Below are 14,476 nucleotides of genomic sequence, written 5' to 3'. Positions count from 1 at the left end.
CTTTCTTTTGGAGCCATCACATGCGCCTTCTCGGAAAAGCACTGACCTTTGACGACGTCCTGCTCGTTCCCGCCTACTCCGAAGTCCTGCCCAAGGACGTTTCTCTCGCCACCCAATTCACTCGCAATATCCGCTTGAACCTGCCCCTGGTGTCTGCCGCCATGGACACGGTGACCGAAGCGCGTCTGGCCATCGCCATTGCGCAAGAAGGCGGTATCGGCGTGATCCACAAGAACATGACAGCCGAGCAGCAAGCCGCTGAAGTGTCCAAGGTCAAGCGCCACGAATCCGGTGTGGTCCACGACCCTGTGGTCATCACCCCCGAGCACACCGTGCTGCAAGTGCTGCAGCTGTCGGAAGAGCGCGGCATTTCGGGCTTCCCCGTGTGCGACGGCGGCAAGGTCATCGGCATCGTGACCAGCCGCGATCTGCGCTTCGAGACCCGCTACGACGTCAAGGTCAGCCAGATCATGACGCCCCGCGAGAAGCTGATTACCGTCAATGAAAAAGACGGCACCAGCCCCGCCGAAGCCAAGGCCTTGCTGAACAAGCACAAGCTCGAACGTATTCTGGTGGTGAACGACGCCTTCGAACTCAAGGGTCTGATCACCGTCAAGGACATCACCAAGCAAACCACCTTCCCCAATGCAGCGCGTGACGCATCCGGCCGCCTGCGCGTGGCTGCCGCCGTCGGCGTGGGCGCAGGCACCGAAGAGCGTGTGGAACTGCTGGTCAAGGCCGGCGTGGACGCCATCGTGGTGGACACGGCCCACGGTCACTCCAAGGGCGTGATCGACCGCGTGCGCTGGGTCAAGCAGAACTACCCCCAGGTGGACGTGATCGGCGGCAATATCGCCACCGGTGCTGCCGCTCTGGCACTGGTGGAAGCCGGCGCTGACGCGGTCAAGGTCGGTATCGGCCCCGGCTCCATCTGCACCACCCGTATCGTGGCAGGTGTGGGCGTGCCCCAGATCATGGCCATCTCCAATGTGGCCGACGCCCTGAAGGGCACTGGCGTGCCCTTGATCGGCGACGGCGGCATCCGCTTCTCCGGCGACATCTCCAAGGCCCTGGCCGCAGGTGCCTCCACCATCATGATGGGCGGCATGTTTGCCGGCACCGAAGAAGCTCCCGGCGAGGTGATTCTGTACCAGGGCCGCTCGTACAAGAGCTATCGCGGCATGGGCTCCATCGGTGCCATGCAGCAAGGCTCGGCCGACCGCTACTTCCAGGAATCGTCCACCGGCAACCCCAATGCGGACAAGCTGGTTCCCGAAGGCATTGAAGGCCGCGTGCCCTACAAGGGCTCCATGGTCTCCATCGTCTATCAGATGGCCGGCGGCGTGCGCGCCTCCATGGGCTACTGTGGTTGCGCAACGATCTCCGAGATGAACGAGAAGGCCGAGTTTGTGGAAATCACCGCAGCCGGCATCCGCGAATCTCATGTGCACGACGTGCAGATCACCAAGGAAGCGCCCAACTACCGCGCTGACTAAGCAAGCCCCTTGAATTCTGACCAGATTGAAAAATCTGGTCAGAATGCTAAAATCTGGCCTGAACTACTGGTTCTAGCCAGATTTTTTGTTTTCCGCCATGCAATCTATCGGTATCTACGAAGCCAAAAGCCGCTTTTCCGCCCTGGTCGAAATGGTCGAGCAAGGCGAGGAAGTGCGCATCACGCGCCACGGCAAAGAGGTTGTGCGCATGTTGCCCATGCGCCGCAAGCCCGTGATCACCGATGAGCAGATTGCGCGCGAGCTGGAGCAGATCTCGGCTCTGCAGCAGACGGTGAAAGCGCCAGCAGCCGCAACGACCGCCTCTGACAGCATCACCGGCCTGCGCCACACCGGACGGAGTCAGGCATGAGCGCCACCGCTTTTGTGCTCGATGCCTCCGTCACCGCCGCCTGGCTGCTGCCCGACAGCGCCAGCGAACACACCCGGCGCCTGTACACCCGCATCCGCCGCGATGAGGTGGATCCCCAAGCCCCCAACCTCTGGCAGTGGGAATGCGGCAACCTGATTGCGTCGGGCGTGAATAATGGCCGTATTCCACAGACTTCGGTCGAAGGCTTGTGGGGCGTGCTGGAAGCCATACGTCATCGCGTGGAGCTGCACGATCTGGCGCCTGCACAACACAAGGCCGTGCTGGATGTGGCGCTGGACACGGGCTTGCCCACTTACGATGCCGCCTACCTGTGGCTGGCGCAATCGCTGCGCCTGCCGCTGGCCACATTCGACGCTGCCCAGATGGCAGCCGCCCGCAAAAGCGGCGTCACCGTCTGGGTTCCCGAAGATTTCTAATCCCTTTTTGCCACCCTCTTGCCCTTGACCACCATGCAACACGACAAGATTCTTATTCTGGACTTCGGCTCCCAGGTCACGCAGCTGATTGCCCGCCGCGTGCGCGAAGCCAATGTCTACTGCGAAGTCCACCCCTGCGATGTGAGCAGCGACTGGGTACGCGAATTTGCCGCTGACGGCAAGCTCAAGGGCATCATCCTGTCGGGCAGCCATGCCTCCGTCTACGAAGTGGATGATCGTGCTCCCGACGCCGTGTTCGAGTTGAACCTGCCCGTGCTGGGCATTTGCTACGGCATGCAGACCATGGCCACCCAGCTCGGCGGCAAGGTCGAAGGCTCCAACACCCGTGAATTCGGTTACGCCGAAGTGCGCGCCCATGGCCACACCAAGCTGCTGGAAGGCATCGAAGACTTCGCTACGGCCGAAGGCCACGGCATGCTCAAGGTCTGGATGAGCCACGGCGACAAGGTCACCGAACTGCCTCCCGGCTTCAAGGTCATGGCCTCCACGCCCTCCTGCCCCATCGCCGGCATGGCCGATGAAGCGCGTCGCTACTACGCCGTGCAGTTCCACCCCGAAGTCACGCATACCGTGCAGGGTCAGGCGCTGCTCAACCGCTTTGTGCTCGACATCTGCGGCACGCAAGCCGACTGGATCATGGGCGACTACATCGAAGAAGCCGTGGCCAAGATCCGCGAGCAGGTAGGCGACGAAGAAGTGATCCTGGGCCTGTCCGGCGGCGTGGATTCGTCCGTGGCTGCCGCCCTGATCCACCGCGCCATCGGCGACCAGCTGACCTGCGTGTTCGTCGATCACGGCCTGCTGCGCCTGAACGAAGGCGATATGGTCATGGACATGTTCGAAGGCAAGCTGCACGCCAAGGTGGTGCGCGTCGATGCTTCCGACTTGTTCCTGGGCGAGCTGGCCGGCGTGTCCGAGCCCGAGCAAAAGCGCAAGATCATCGGCCGTCTGTTCGTGGATGTATTCAAGGCCGAAGCCGAGAAGCTCAAGGCTGCCAACGCCGGCTCCAAGGGAGCCACCTTCCTGGCCCAGGGCACCATCTACCCCGACGTGATCGAGTCGGGCGGCGCCAAGAGCAAGAAGGCTGTCACCATCAAGAGCCACCACAACGTCGGCGGCCTGCCCGAGCAACTGGGCCTGAAGCTGCTGGAGCCCCTGCGCGACCTGTTCAAGGACGAAGTGCGCGAGCTGGGCGTGGCCCTGGGCCTGCCCCGCGGCATGGTCTACCGTCACCCCTTCCCCGGACCAGGCCTGGGTGTCCGCATTCTGGGTGAAGTGAAGAAGGAATATGCCGACCTGCTGCGCCGCGCCGATGCCATCTTCATCGAAGAACTGAACAACTGGATCGACGAGGCCTCCGGCAAGAGCTGGTACGACCTGACCAGCCAGGCCTTCACCGTGTTCCTGCCCGTCAAGAGCGTGGGTGTGATGGGCGACGGCCGCACCTATGACTATGTCGTGGCCCTGCGCGCCGTGGTCACCAGCGACTTCATGACCGCCGACTGGGCCGAGCTGCCCTACGGCCTGCTCAAGAAGGTGTCCGGCCGCATCATCAACGAAGTGCGTGGCATCAACCGTGTCACCTACGACGTGAGCACCAAGCCGCCAGCGACCATCGAGTGGGAATAAAGGGCTGTCGTGAACTGACACGCAACCTTTAGACTTTTTTCTCATGTAAGCCCGTGTTTTCACGGGCTTTTTTCATTTCTATCTAGCTCTATCTGGAACTAGCCGGTCTTACGAAGTCGGCGGGTTTCGATGGCACTTTGCATGGTACCGAGCGTCGCCCATACCATCCGCCTCGTCGATACCATCAACCCTGCTTTCTGCAGTTGATGGTATCAAAATCACCTAAGTCTTTGATTTTAAAGACGATACCATGCACAAAAACGCACTTGTTTGCTGATGGTATCGAAGCAGTGAAAACGAGGCCAAACCATGCTCACCGATACCAAGATTCGCTCTCTCAAGCCCACTGGCAAGCTGTACAAAGTCACAGATCGAGATGGACTATATGTGGCTGTAACCGCTAGTGGAGCAATAAGTTTTCGCTATAACTATAGGATCAATGGGCGCCAGGAGACGCTCACGATCGGCGCGTATGGTATCGGCGGAATCACGCTTGCTGAAGCGCGTGAAAAACAGCTGGCAGCAAAGAAGCTGGTTCAAGAAGGCATCAGCCCTGCTCGCGAGAAAATCCGCACCAAGTCACGTGATGAAGCGGGCGGGACGTTTGGCGAATGGGCCGACAAATGGATGAAGGGCCACAAGATGGCCGACAGTACCCGAGATATGCGCCGATCCGTCTATGAGCGCGATGTCCAGGGCCGGTTCGGAAAGCTGCAACTGCAGGAGATCACCGGGGAGGATGTGCGCGCCATGGCTGATGCCATCGTCGCCCGCGGCGCCCCAGCAACTGCTGTGCACGCCCGAGAGATCACTCTCCTGGTGTTTCGCTATGCCATCGAGCGCGGACAAAAGGTGCTCAACCCCGCTGAAGAAGTGGCACCAAGCACCATCGCAACCTTTGAGCCCAAAGATCGCGCCCTTTCCAAAGACGAAATCGGACTCTTCTACAAGTACCTCGAAAAAGTGGGCACAACACCCAGCATTCGTGCGGCATGCAAGCTGCTGCTTCTCACTCTCCTTCGCAAGGGCGAGTTGACCAACGCCATGTGGACGGATGTGAGCTTCACCGAAGGCACCCTCACCATCCCGGCGGCCAGAATGAAGGCTCGTCGCCCTCATGTGGTGTTTCTCTCTCAACAGGCTGTCGACCTGCTGCACGCCTTGAAAATGTTCGCTGGCAGTTCTGAATATGTCTTTCCGAGCCGCTACGAATCCCACCGCCCGATGAGCGCTGCTACTCTGAACCGAGTCATGACCTCCAGCTGGGAATATGCTCAGAAGGACCATCAGCCGCTGGGAAAGTTTGGCCCACACGATATGCGCCGCACAGGTTCCACGATCCTGCATGAGGCGGGCTACAACTCGGACTGGATTGAGAAGGTCCTGGCTCACGAGCAAAAAGGCGTGCGCGCCGTCTACAACAAGGCGGAGTACCGGGAGCAGCGCAAAGAGATGCTCCAAGACTGGGCCAACATGATCGACTCCTGGACAAAGACCCACTAGAGCACCCTGCTCTGCCCGGTCCAGAGCTCGCAAACGGTGACACCCTGGGTGTGTGAGGCGAGGAATCATTCCAATACATGGCACCAAAGTGGATTCCTGACACCTGACTTTGATCAATCTATATACTGTATGCATGTACAGTCATCGACTATTGAGCGGCATGCCCGTCCAACTCATTGCCAGCCCAGTTGCTTTGCCTCTGGCAGATTGCAGCGTGCGCGCGGGCTTCCCTTCACCAGCCGAGGACTTCTCTGGCAAGCGGCTGGACATAGCTGAATTGCTGGTTGAGCACCCCCAGGCCACATTTCTGCTGCGCGTGGCCGGGCCATCCATGCGCGAATACGGCATCGATGACGGCGACATGATCGTGGTCGATCGTGCGCTACACCCCCGCCATGGGAGCATCGTCGTGGCCGTCATTGATAGTGACTTCACTGTCAAAGTGCTGCACACCGCCAGCGGCTCCTGCAAACTCAGGGCCGGCAACCCCACCTATCCCGACATCGTGCCCAAAGAGGGTCAGACTCTGGAAATCTGGGGCGTCGTCACCAGTTGCATAAAGCGCTTTGCCAGGTGAACACATGCACATTCCCGCCAAACGACGGCCAGAGTTTGAAGCTGCCCGCGTATACGAGTACCCCGAGCACCTGCTCGCCTCGCTAGAGGGCGTGCCAGCTGCACCGGGCGTCTATATTTTTCATGCCGCCGAAGGCGAGTTGCCGCTGTACATCGGCAAAAGCATCAACCTGCGCGCCAGGCTCCTCTCGCACTTTCGCACTGAAGATGAGGCTCGAATGCTGCGCCAGGCAGCGCGCATCAGCTTCATACGCACTGCCGGCGAAATCGGTGCCCTGTTGCTGGAAGCCCAGCTCATCAAGCAGCAGCAACCCTTGTTCAATCAAAAGCTGCGCCGCAACCGGCAACTGTGCGCGCTGCGGCTGGCCAGCGATCAGCCGGAAGTCATCTACTCGCGAGACATCGACTTTGCCAGCACACCCGACATTTTTGGTCTGTATGCAAGCCGTCATTCCGCCCTTGAGGCGTTGCGTGATCTAGCCGACCAGCACAAGCTTTGCTACGGCGCGCTGGGCCAGGAAAAGCTGGCCAAGGGCCGCGCCTGCTTTCGCAGCATGGTGCGCCAATGTGCCGGTGTCTGCCATGGCGCAGAAACCGCCGAGCAGCACCGGGCCCGGCTCATCGAAGCCCTGGAAGGCCTGCGCGTGGTGACCTGGCCCTATGCAGGCACCGTCGGCATCGAGGAAAAGTGCGAGGACATGCGGCAAATCCATGTCATCCACAACTGGTGCTACCTGGGCAGCGCCCCGACCGTGCAAGCCGCGCGCAAGCTCAACAGCGTGGCCGCAGGCTTCGACGCGGATGGCTACAAGATCTTGTGCCGCCCCATCCTCGGCGGCAGCGCCAGGATCATCCCTTTGTAGGGGGAGCCCATGTTTGCGCTCATCGACGGCAACAACTTTTATGTCAGCTGCGAGCGTGCCTTCAGGCCCGCATTGCAAGGCATTCCTGTTTGCGTCCTGAGCAATAACGACGGTTGCGCCATCTCGCGCTCCGACGAGGCCAAGGCCCTGGGCGTGAAGATGGGGCAGCCGTTTTTTCAATTGCGCGATCTGGTCGAGCACAAAGGCCTCGTCTGCCTGTCTCCGAATTTTGAGCTTTACGGCGACATGAGCGATCGCATGATGTCGCTGGCTGCCGGCCTGGGCCCCACCCAGGAGATCTACAGCATCGATGAGTCATTCATCGGGGATCTGGACGGGGTGCGAGATCTGACCCGGCGCGCCTTCGCCATTCGCGCACGCATCCTGAAATGGACAGGCATCCCCACATGCGTGGGCCTGGCCCCCACCAAGACCTTGGCCAAGCTCTGCAACCATGTCGCCAAAGATTCAGAGCGCAAGCCGGGCAGCTACCCTGCCGAGCTGCAGCGGGTCTGCAACTGGGCCGAGCTGTCAGACCAGCAGCGCACCGACATTCTCGGCCGCACGCCTACTGGTGAGATCTGGGGCGTGGGCCGGCGCATCTCAGCCCAACTGGCCGAGCAAGGAATATTGACCGCGTTGGACCTGGCCAGGTTGCCGGCATATGCTGCGCGCGATGGCTGGAGCGTGGTGCTGGAGCGCACAGTTCGCGAGCTGCAGGGCGTGAGTTGCATGAGCTTGGAGACAGCTCCGGCCGCCAAAAAACAGATTGCATGCACCCGCAGCTTTGGCAGTCCCATCACCACCCTGCCCCCATTGATTGAAGCCGTGAGCGAATTTGCAACCAGGTCTGCAGAAAAACTGCGCACTGGAGGCCTGCGCGCAGGTGCCCTGCATGTTTTCGCGCACACGTCGCCATTCAGGCCCGGCCCCAGGTTCTACAAAACGGCCTTGATTCAACTGCAACCTCCCTCATCCGACACCAAAGCCCTCGTGAACGCAGCAGTACGCGGCTTGCGCATGATTTATGAGCCTGGCTACCAGCTCTCGAAGGCCGGCGTGATGTTGCAGGATCTGTGCCCATCAACCGTTTACCAAGGCAATCTGCTTTTCGAGGAGCCTAGCCGCGATCAAAGCAAGCTGATGGAAGCCATGGACAAGGTCAACAAGCGCTTCGGAAAGGGGACAGTGCATGTCGCCAGCACTGGAGTGCCCGAGCACGACGAGAGCGGCTGGCGCATGCGGCAAGAACGCCGCACACCACGCTACACCACCAAAATTGAAGAAATACCCACCGCTAGGGCATAACACAGCTTTCACTCATAATCAGCGATTATGAGAAACTAAACACAAGGCTAAGGATTCTCATATTCGTGATTAAATCCGATACATGTCACTGTAAGTGCCCATCTCAGCACTAATCTTCGGCTGTTTTCTATCATAGAAATCTCACGTTTTCCAAACATCGGCTATACCGGCACGAATCGCTTTCACAACAAATTTCGCAGAAAGAAGACAAGCTATTCTATGAAATGCATCGCCCTTATTAGCACCACCATCATCTACAACAGACTTAGCCGCAAAAAAAGCAGTTCTATTCTTTGCATGCCTTGCTGCTTCATAAACGGAATAAATTTCCATATCAAACCCAGCTAGCTTGCGCTGACCGACATTCAATGAGGATGTTTTGCCATCTTCAGCAATAACTGCACTTCCGCTGCTAGTTGGTGCTGAGGAATGTATTTTAAAACCAACATATTCCTTTCCTTTTGGAACTTCTGATACTCCGGCATTTACCCCCATCAAGAGCTCAGCAACCATCCCCTGACTGGATGCGATTTCATGCAGTTTATTCTGGACATCCACTTCAATTTGAACATCGTAATGTTCAGATTTAAAACCTGAAGCACTCCATTTACCCGCATCATGTTGATGACATATTTGAGTCACTAACAAATCATAAATTTCTGCTTCACCAGCCACTCCACCACATATTCCGCTCATACACAACAAGCGCGGCTCAAAACGCTCAAGAGTAAAGGATGCCGAAAGAGCCGAAGCAACCAATCCCATACGCTGCGGACGAACTATGACTACTTTATATTCCCCGATTCTCACCTCTCGACAGCTCAATCCAGAAATAGTAACCACTGGACCCCATGTATCAGTTAACCCCTCAAAGGCAGCGGCCTCCTTATCAAGCGCACAAATTATGGCGATGTCAAACTTTTTCTGTGGCTGCGCAGTCAATATTTTCCGCTTAAGGGCATCCTTCCAATCTCCGTGATCATTAAATGCAATTACGGTAATATCGACCAAATTCAGATCATGAACAAAGTCACCCTCATCCAAACTATGACGAGTCAGAACAATTGCAGGAGTTTTAAATGATTTACTATGATAATCACGTGTTGTCTCCACCAATGTCAAATAGTGATTCTCCACCATCGCATCTTTTGCAGATCTGGGAACCAAAAGATCCAAAATAATAAGATCAAATTTCTCTATGGCGACAGCACGAGAATAATCTAGCCAATTTTTCTTACGTTGAATATCAGCACTAGCTATCTCAATATTTATAAAATTTGAGACCTCTTCAAATTTTCGGTCATCATCTTCCAAAACTAGTATTTTCATAAGCCAGACAATATTCTGTTAATTTCAACTTTCCAACTGCTGTCGTTCTCGAGATACCGAACACAGCCAGCCACTTCAATATCGAACTTCTCTAATATTTCTTCCTTAGCCAACTCGATCGGAATAGGAAGACTTTCAATTTCAATATCTGGATATTGCGTCAAAATGATGCAATGGGCCTGACTCTCCGAATAGTTAATTTCAAAAAGAACATCCAGCCCACCTGATGAAAGTGGAAATGGAGATCCTGCGCCTGCTTCTGGGTCATGACTATGGATTGACATATCGATGATCGCTAAGTCGAACCTCTCTTTTTCAAGTAACGCAGTTGCAGAAGCCAGCGATTGGCAGCAATGAATTTCGATACTTCCGCCGTACATCTCTATTAGATGCGCTCTTACACCCTCCATCTTGAACGAGTCATCTTCAACGATTAGACATTTAAATCCATTAGTGCACGAGAGCATAAGTCAGCCTAACTTTCACTTCACGACCGACGACTTCATACTGATTCATTTCAAAATCAGCCCTATTACTTGCCAGAAGGCGCAACTTGGAAATCCCACTTCTCTTATCATATAAATTGGCATCTTGAAAATCTGCAGCTTTTCGTCTTTCTATCTCCGCAGAGACGCGCAACGGATCATCAGATGGCTTTATTGATGAGGAAATCTCGACATGCAACTGCTTATTCTTTCCAGTAACTATCTCAAATTTTCTTCGTAACGGACAAGATCTATCAGCATGCTTTGCAGCATTACCAACGACAATAGCGAAAGAGTCATACAGAAGATGATAAAAATCCCCCACAAGTTCGATTTCTTCTTTGCTATCATCGGCCACTTGAGGATCGAAATCAGGAATCATGTCTTTGACTTCAGCAACAGTTGCAGCAAAAAGCAATGAGACCGAGGCTTTGGGAGCTACGATAGACGGACGCTTAAACCAATCAAACATAGCCGCCAGCTTACGATCAATGGAAAGCTCTAATTCCCGCCGGAATGCGTCAGCCAGCCTCGCATCTACCCCAGCCGCGGCTGGCACAAGCTCTTCATTCAAAAAAACCTCATTCTTCAAGGGTTGCTGCTGAGACCTTAGATAGCGTGTCACTGCAACTAAATCAATCTCTGCAAGGCGCCAACAGTAATCGATAATCACTTTATCGAGACCTGCAACCGAGGTTGTTTCTTCATAATTATTACTGATATTCTTTACAGCGGCAGCCAAAACTTCATGTTTGTTTGGACCATACATTTCGGGCGTTAATACCCCCAATGGCTTTGACTTAGAATGAACATGCAGACGATCAACAATAATAGCTTCAACAGTTTTATTATATTTATCTTTCCAAATACTCCACTTCTCTGCAAACTGCTGGTTTTTAAAAAGAATCTTATACTTTTCTTGTTGTTCTATTTGATTAACAACATTGGAGTACAAATGACCATGGAATGTTCCATGCCGAATTCTACGGCCAATGTATGACGCAATTCCAAATACAGCATTAGAACAGAATGCGCTATAACACTGCGTCATTACTAATGAAAGAACTGTTTCATCGCAATTAACGGCCACACCTTTTTTTCCAGACCCAGTTGAGGTGAGCGCGTTATTCAACTCAAGCATCATTTCATCTTCTATCCATGAAGTGAAACGAGATGGATCAACGTAAATTCTATGATCATCAATCTCATTACGTACTCGATTTATTTGATGATCTATTCTTACAGTACGAGCCCGCTGAAGATAATGATCATCTTTTTTAAAATCCGCCATCCACTCATGGAGTGATGCGCGAATCTCAGGAATATCTGCACGATGGGGTGCAACCTTGTTTAATTTTGCCAAAAAATCCTCTGTAGCAATATCGTAAATATACTCAGCAACATAAGGATAATCACGTTCATACGATTCAACAAGCTTCACGAGAGAGTTATTATGATACTTAAACGCAAACTCTTCTAGGATCTTTCTTAGAAAGAAATGATCATGCTCGTTCTTACTGCGTTTAGCAAGCAACAACAATAATATTAACTTTACCAATCCATCCTTAGCTAATTTTGCAGCAGTTCGCACTGCTTTAGTGGGAACAGTACGTGCTAAATCGCGTGTGCGCCCCATAAGAATAAGCAGATCCTCTTTCTCAAAACCAATTTGGCCATCGGACTCCGTAAGCCAATAGTTAAATAAAGCAGATCTTGTCGTATAGCCAGACAGCTCCAATCTCGAAAGCGACTGAAAATTGTGATTTGTAAATGCTTCTTGACCAATTAAGTCATGCAATTTTATTCCGCCAACCCAGCTTTCGAGCATCTCTTTTAACTTAGGCGGCAAAACCTCTGCTTCTTCACGAGATGCGTCTTGATATGTATCGACCAGCAGTCGATACTTGCAAACAGCTTCGTACTCCAGCCATGCACTTGATTGTTTAAAGAACGCATACTCGCTCTCTTCATCTTCAGCATCATAAGTCGAAACCAAAGATTCAAATAAAGCATTACAACCTATTTTCTGGGAAATTTCATTCAACGATGGATAAAAACCAATATCAAACAAATGCGCGTTGAACTTCAACAAAATAACAGCATCAATTAAAGAACAGCGTTCAACTTCAGAAAGAAATCTGACGAAATCTTGTTTCGATGTTGAAAATGGCTGAACAGCTATTCTTGAAAGAGTGCGCGAGTATCTATTTATAGCACCACGATCAGGGATATTCTGAATTGAACGCTTTATTGTAAGTATATTTTGATCAACCGAATAAGCGTGAATTAACGAAGAAACAACCACTCCTTTAATACCAGCTTGCTGTACTAATTCTTCGATCCTATCATTAACAGAATCATCAGGAAGATTCTCCCGAATCAGAATTATCCGCCGCAAGAGAGCGTGACTCCAGCCATCTTCCTCTATCGTTCTATCAATTTCATCGATGCACTCGCCTATTTTTTTTTCAGCATATAAAGTATCTATCGCGTGCATAGAGTTGGCAAGCCGTAGAAGCCTATTTTTATTATTAAGCGCTAGCGATTCAATGTTATCAAGTAGTTGCTCTAAATCTAGCTCCCTAAAAACCCGAAAATTATCGGCAAAAGGTGGATTTGGAGGAAATGGATTTGAGAATCTTACCGCCTTCACAGGCGCGGGACTTCTGAGAACTCTCTCCATCGCTTCAGATTGGTCTTTTCCTAGTTTCCCTCGGAGTTGTGCCAAACTGCCTATAGCATTCGAACTCCCATTTCCAAGAATGGATCGAAGCTTATTTCTTGCTTTTTTATTTAACCGCTTAAGATCCTCAAATCTACGCATAAAGCCTCTTCAGATTTATTAAACTACATCAAGTTTGAAGAAAAAAATAAGCAGATAACAATCCACCTATTATAAATTTACAAGAAATATCACAACTTGTCCAGATTTTGATATAAGTCCAAGTTCGAATCCATATGAAGTAAGCATTTGCTACCACTCAACCTTCATTGATTTTCACAAATGGGATATCTCTAGCATTTCTCGAAATAAATTCGGAAAGAGTGATGCGTCAAGGATCCAAATCGCAAAAATGACCGGGGCCTTGAAAGTAGATTCCATCATGACCAATTACGTCGCGACAAGACGCCAATTCGAAAAGCTAGCCGACCGGCTATTGCAAACGCTCTATCAACACCCTGTCCACGAGCAATTGCACATTCAGGGCGTTGACTTGTGCGTCTCGGCGCTCGACCATTCCGACAAGTTGGCCAACCACGCCCGCGCCTCCTGCAGCAAGGGCAGCGAGTCGCTGGTGCTGATCTGCGAGATCTCGGCAGGCAGCGGCGTCACCGGCAAGCTGGGCGTTGCGGGTAGCCGCGCCGCGGATGTCGTGCTGCAGGCCTGCAATACGGGCAGCATCAGCAGTGCGGCCAGCCTCCAGGCGGGCCATTTCTTGCGTGTAGTCATGGGTGTTTTCCTGTTGGGCAGTGCTGTGCTCAACTACGGCCTCTGCTTTCTTCTCGAAGGCTGCTTGCGCTTGCTGGGAAAATTCAGCAGCCTGCTTTGACTGAGCGGCCTCAACCTTAGCCAGCCGCTGGGTCTGAGCCGCCAGCAGCAGGGCAAGGGCCAAGGCCAGCCAGGGCCAGATGCGGGATGCGCCGGTCATCCCAGGCCCGCCTCGCATAGTTGGCGCTCTGCCGCGCGGCGCTTGACCAGGCCGGGCAGTTCCTTGCCGCTGGCATAAGTCCAGCGGCTCAGCTCGGCACAGGCCCCGTCAATGTCGCCAGCATTGGCCTTGCGCACCAGCGTGCTGCGGCAGAAGGCGTCATCCCCCACATTGAAGGCAAAGCTCAGGAATGCCGCCCGCTGGCCGTCCGTCAGCGGCGCGGTGATGCAGCTCAAGGCGTCGGCATGCTTGGCCAAGTCCTTGTAGAGCATTTCCTCACACTGCTGGCGGGTGTAGGTCTGGCCCATCTTGAGCTCTGGGCCAGTGTGGCCCGTGCAGGCTGTGACGATGCCCACCGGGTCGCGGTAGCTGCGCAGCACAGTGCCCTCGTACTTTTGCACCAAGGGCACGGCCAGGACGGCGGCAGCGCCGCCGATGGTTGCAATGAGTTTTGCTTTCCAGTTCATCGATTCACTCCCGCTTTGACAGCCGTCCAAAAGCCAACACAAGCACCACCAAACATGACAATTGCGGCAAGCGGTTTTGCCACCTTGCCCACCCAGTTCAGCACCTTGAATGCACCTTTCATGGCAGTGAAGAACTCCAGCATTTCGGCCAGTTGCTGCTTGAGCTCCTGCAGCTCCTGGCGTTCCTCCTGTAGCCCCTGGGCTACCGTCTTCAGATCTCGCTCAATGGCGGCCATGCGTTCACTCCCCTTGTCCAATCGTTCATTGAGTTGCTGTCGCGTCGTCGCAGGCAGCTCGTCGCCGTAGTCATCCACCATTCCCTCTCCTTTCAGATTTCGCTTG

General features: G+C 53.7%; 14 protein-coding genes. 9 read left to right on the top strand and 5 right to left on the bottom strand.

The genetic code is table 11. From position 1 onward, the window contains the following. Positions 1–20: 20 nt before the first annotated feature. From guaB to FSY59_RS25045, 8 genes are all read left to right on the top strand, one after another. A complete protein-coding gene (gene guaB, locus FSY59_RS25080; RefSeq protein ID WP_043373176.1) occupies positions 21–1,496 on the top strand; it encodes an IMP dehydrogenase in 1,476 nt (491 codons plus the stop codon). A gap of 97 nt (positions 1,497–1,593) precedes the next feature. Next, positions 1,594–1,866, top strand: a complete 273-nt coding sequence (locus FSY59_RS25075) for a type II toxin-antitoxin system Phd/YefM family antitoxin (protein ID WP_003054710.1) — start codon at positions 1,594–1,596, stop codon at positions 1,864–1,866. After that, positions 1,863–2,303, top strand: coding sequence for a type II toxin-antitoxin system VapC family toxin (locus tag FSY59_RS25070; RefSeq protein WP_003054709.1), 441 nt, complete (start codon positions 1,863–1,865; stop codon positions 2,301–2,303). Before FSY59_RS25075 ends, FSY59_RS25070 begins: the two co-directional genes overlap by 4 nt. 33 nt (positions 2,304–2,336) lie before the next feature. Continuing rightward, on the top strand, positions 2,337–3,953 hold the full coding sequence (gene guaA, locus FSY59_RS25065; RefSeq protein WP_003054707.1) for a glutamine-hydrolyzing GMP synthase: 1,617 nt from the start codon (positions 2,337–2,339) through the stop codon (positions 3,951–3,953). Between the two features lie 309 nt (positions 3,954–4,262). Further along, positions 4,263–5,456, top strand: coding sequence for a site-specific integrase (locus FSY59_RS25060; RefSeq protein ID WP_148729881.1), 1,194 nt, complete (start codon positions 4,263–4,265; stop codon positions 5,454–5,456). Between the two features lie 160 nt (positions 5,457–5,616). After that, positions 5,617–6,033 carry a LexA family transcriptional regulator gene (locus tag FSY59_RS25055; RefSeq protein ID WP_187427988.1) on the top strand — a complete coding sequence of 139 codons (417 nt, stop codon included), beginning with the start codon at positions 5,617–5,619 and terminating at the stop codon, positions 6,031–6,033. A 4-nt stretch (positions 6,034–6,037) separates the two neighbouring features. Further along, positions 6,038–6,895, top strand: a complete 858-nt coding sequence (cho, locus tag FSY59_RS25050; protein ID WP_148729880.1) for an excinuclease Cho — start codon at positions 6,038–6,040, stop codon at positions 6,893–6,895. Between the two features lie 9 nt (positions 6,896–6,904). Beyond that, complete coding sequence (locus tag FSY59_RS25045) at positions 6,905–8,203, top strand: Y-family DNA polymerase (protein WP_148729879.1); 1,299 nt, start codon at positions 6,905–6,907, stop codon at positions 8,201–8,203. Positions 8,204–8,344: 141 nt separating this feature from the next. On the opposite strand, the gene FSY59_RS25040 is transcribed toward FSY59_RS25045, so the two are convergent. The 3 genes from FSY59_RS25040 to FSY59_RS25030 are packed head-to-tail and all read right to left on the bottom strand — an operon-like array spanning position 8,345 to position 12,841. Next, a complete protein-coding gene (locus FSY59_RS25040; RefSeq protein WP_148729878.1) occupies positions 8,345–9,532 on the bottom strand; it encodes a 5'-methylthioadenosine/S-adenosylhomocysteine nucleosidase in 1,188 nt (395 codons plus the stop codon). Continuing rightward, the gene (locus FSY59_RS25035; protein ID WP_222864306.1) at positions 9,529–9,942 is read right to left on the bottom strand and encodes a hypothetical protein; all 414 of its coding nucleotides are present in this window, start codon (positions 9,940–9,942) and stop codon (positions 9,529–9,531) included. Before FSY59_RS25035 ends, FSY59_RS25040 begins: the two co-directional genes overlap by 4 nt. 40 nt (positions 9,943–9,982) lie before the next feature. Continuing rightward, complete coding sequence (locus tag FSY59_RS25030; protein ID WP_148729876.1) at positions 9,983–12,841, bottom strand: hypothetical protein; 2,859 nt, start codon at positions 12,839–12,841, stop codon at positions 9,983–9,985. Positions 12,842–13,121: 280 nt separating this feature from the next. Between FSY59_RS25030 and FSY59_RS27470 the strand changes: the two genes are divergently transcribed. Beyond that, positions 13,122–13,568 (top strand): hypothetical protein, encoded by a 447-nt coding sequence (locus tag FSY59_RS27470; protein ID WP_187427986.1) that lies wholly within the window; start codon positions 13,122–13,124, stop codon positions 13,566–13,568. Positions 13,569–13,663: 95 nt separating this feature from the next. On the opposite strand, the gene FSY59_RS25020 is transcribed toward FSY59_RS27470, so the two are convergent. After that, the gene (locus FSY59_RS25020; RefSeq protein ID WP_148729874.1) at positions 13,664–14,134 is read right to left on the bottom strand and encodes a lysozyme; all 471 of its coding nucleotides are present in this window, start codon (positions 14,132–14,134) and stop codon (positions 13,664–13,666) included. Then, a complete protein-coding gene (locus FSY59_RS25015) occupies positions 14,131–14,451 on the bottom strand; it encodes a hypothetical protein (RefSeq protein ID WP_255439748.1) in 321 nt (106 codons plus the stop codon). Before FSY59_RS25015 ends, FSY59_RS25020 begins: the two co-directional genes overlap by 4 nt. Positions 14,452–14,476 lie beyond the last annotated feature (25 nt).

This window comes from Comamonas sp. Z3, assembly GCF_008121565.1.
Taxonomy (GTDB): domain Bacteria; phylum Pseudomonadota; class Gammaproteobacteria; order Burkholderiales; family Burkholderiaceae_C; genus Comamonas; species Comamonas brasiliensis.
The sequence above is the reverse complement of the archived record's forward strand: the minus strand, read 5'-3'. Positions and strand labels throughout refer to the sequence as shown.

Bases quoted from the DNA above. Each gene is read 5' to 3' on its own strand.
- FSY59_RS25070 (WP_003054709.1), top strand. From the start codon at position 1,863: ATGAGCGCCACCGCTTTTGTGCTCGATGCCTCCGTCACCGCCGCCTGG.
- cho (WP_148729880.1), top strand. From the start codon at position 6,038: ATGCACATTCCCGCCAAACGACGGCCAGAGTTTGAAGCTGCCCGCGTA.
- FSY59_RS25045 (WP_148729879.1), top strand. From the start codon at position 6,905: ATGTTTGCGCTCATCGACGGCAACAACTTTTATGTCAGCTGCGAGCGT.
- guaA (WP_003054707.1), top strand. From the start codon at position 2,337: ATGCAACACGACAAGATTCTTATTCTGGACTTCGGCTCCCAGGTCACG.
- FSY59_RS25035 (WP_222864306.1), bottom strand. From the start codon at position 9,942: ATGGAGGGTGTAAGAGCGCATCTAATAGAGATGTACGGCGGAAGTATC.
- guaB (WP_043373176.1), top strand. From the start codon at position 21: ATGCGCCTTCTCGGAAAAGCACTGACCTTTGACGACGTCCTGCTCGTT.
- FSY59_RS25040 (WP_148729878.1), bottom strand. From the start codon at position 9,532: ATGAAAATACTAGTTTTGGAAGATGATGACCGAAAATTTGAAGAGGTC.
- FSY59_RS25075 (WP_003054710.1), top strand. From the start codon at position 1,594: ATGCAATCTATCGGTATCTACGAAGCCAAAAGCCGCTTTTCCGCCCTG.
- FSY59_RS25030 (WP_148729876.1), bottom strand. From the start codon at position 12,841: ATGCGTAGATTTGAGGATCTTAAGCGGTTAAATAAAAAAGCAAGAAAT.
- FSY59_RS25060 (WP_148729881.1), top strand. From the start codon at position 4,263: ATGCTCACCGATACCAAGATTCGCTCTCTCAAGCCCACTGGCAAGCTG.
- FSY59_RS25020 (WP_148729874.1), bottom strand. From the start codon at position 14,134: ATGAACTGGAAAGCAAAACTCATTGCAACCATCGGCGGCGCTGCCGCC.
- FSY59_RS27470 (WP_187427986.1), top strand. From the start codon at position 13,122: ATGACCAATTACGTCGCGACAAGACGCCAATTCGAAAAGCTAGCCGAC.
- FSY59_RS25055 (WP_187427988.1), top strand. From the start codon at position 5,617: ATGCCCGTCCAACTCATTGCCAGCCCAGTTGCTTTGCCTCTGGCAGAT.
- FSY59_RS25015 (WP_255439748.1), bottom strand. From the start codon at position 14,451: ATGGTGGATGACTACGGCGACGAGCTGCCTGCGACGACGCGACAGCAA.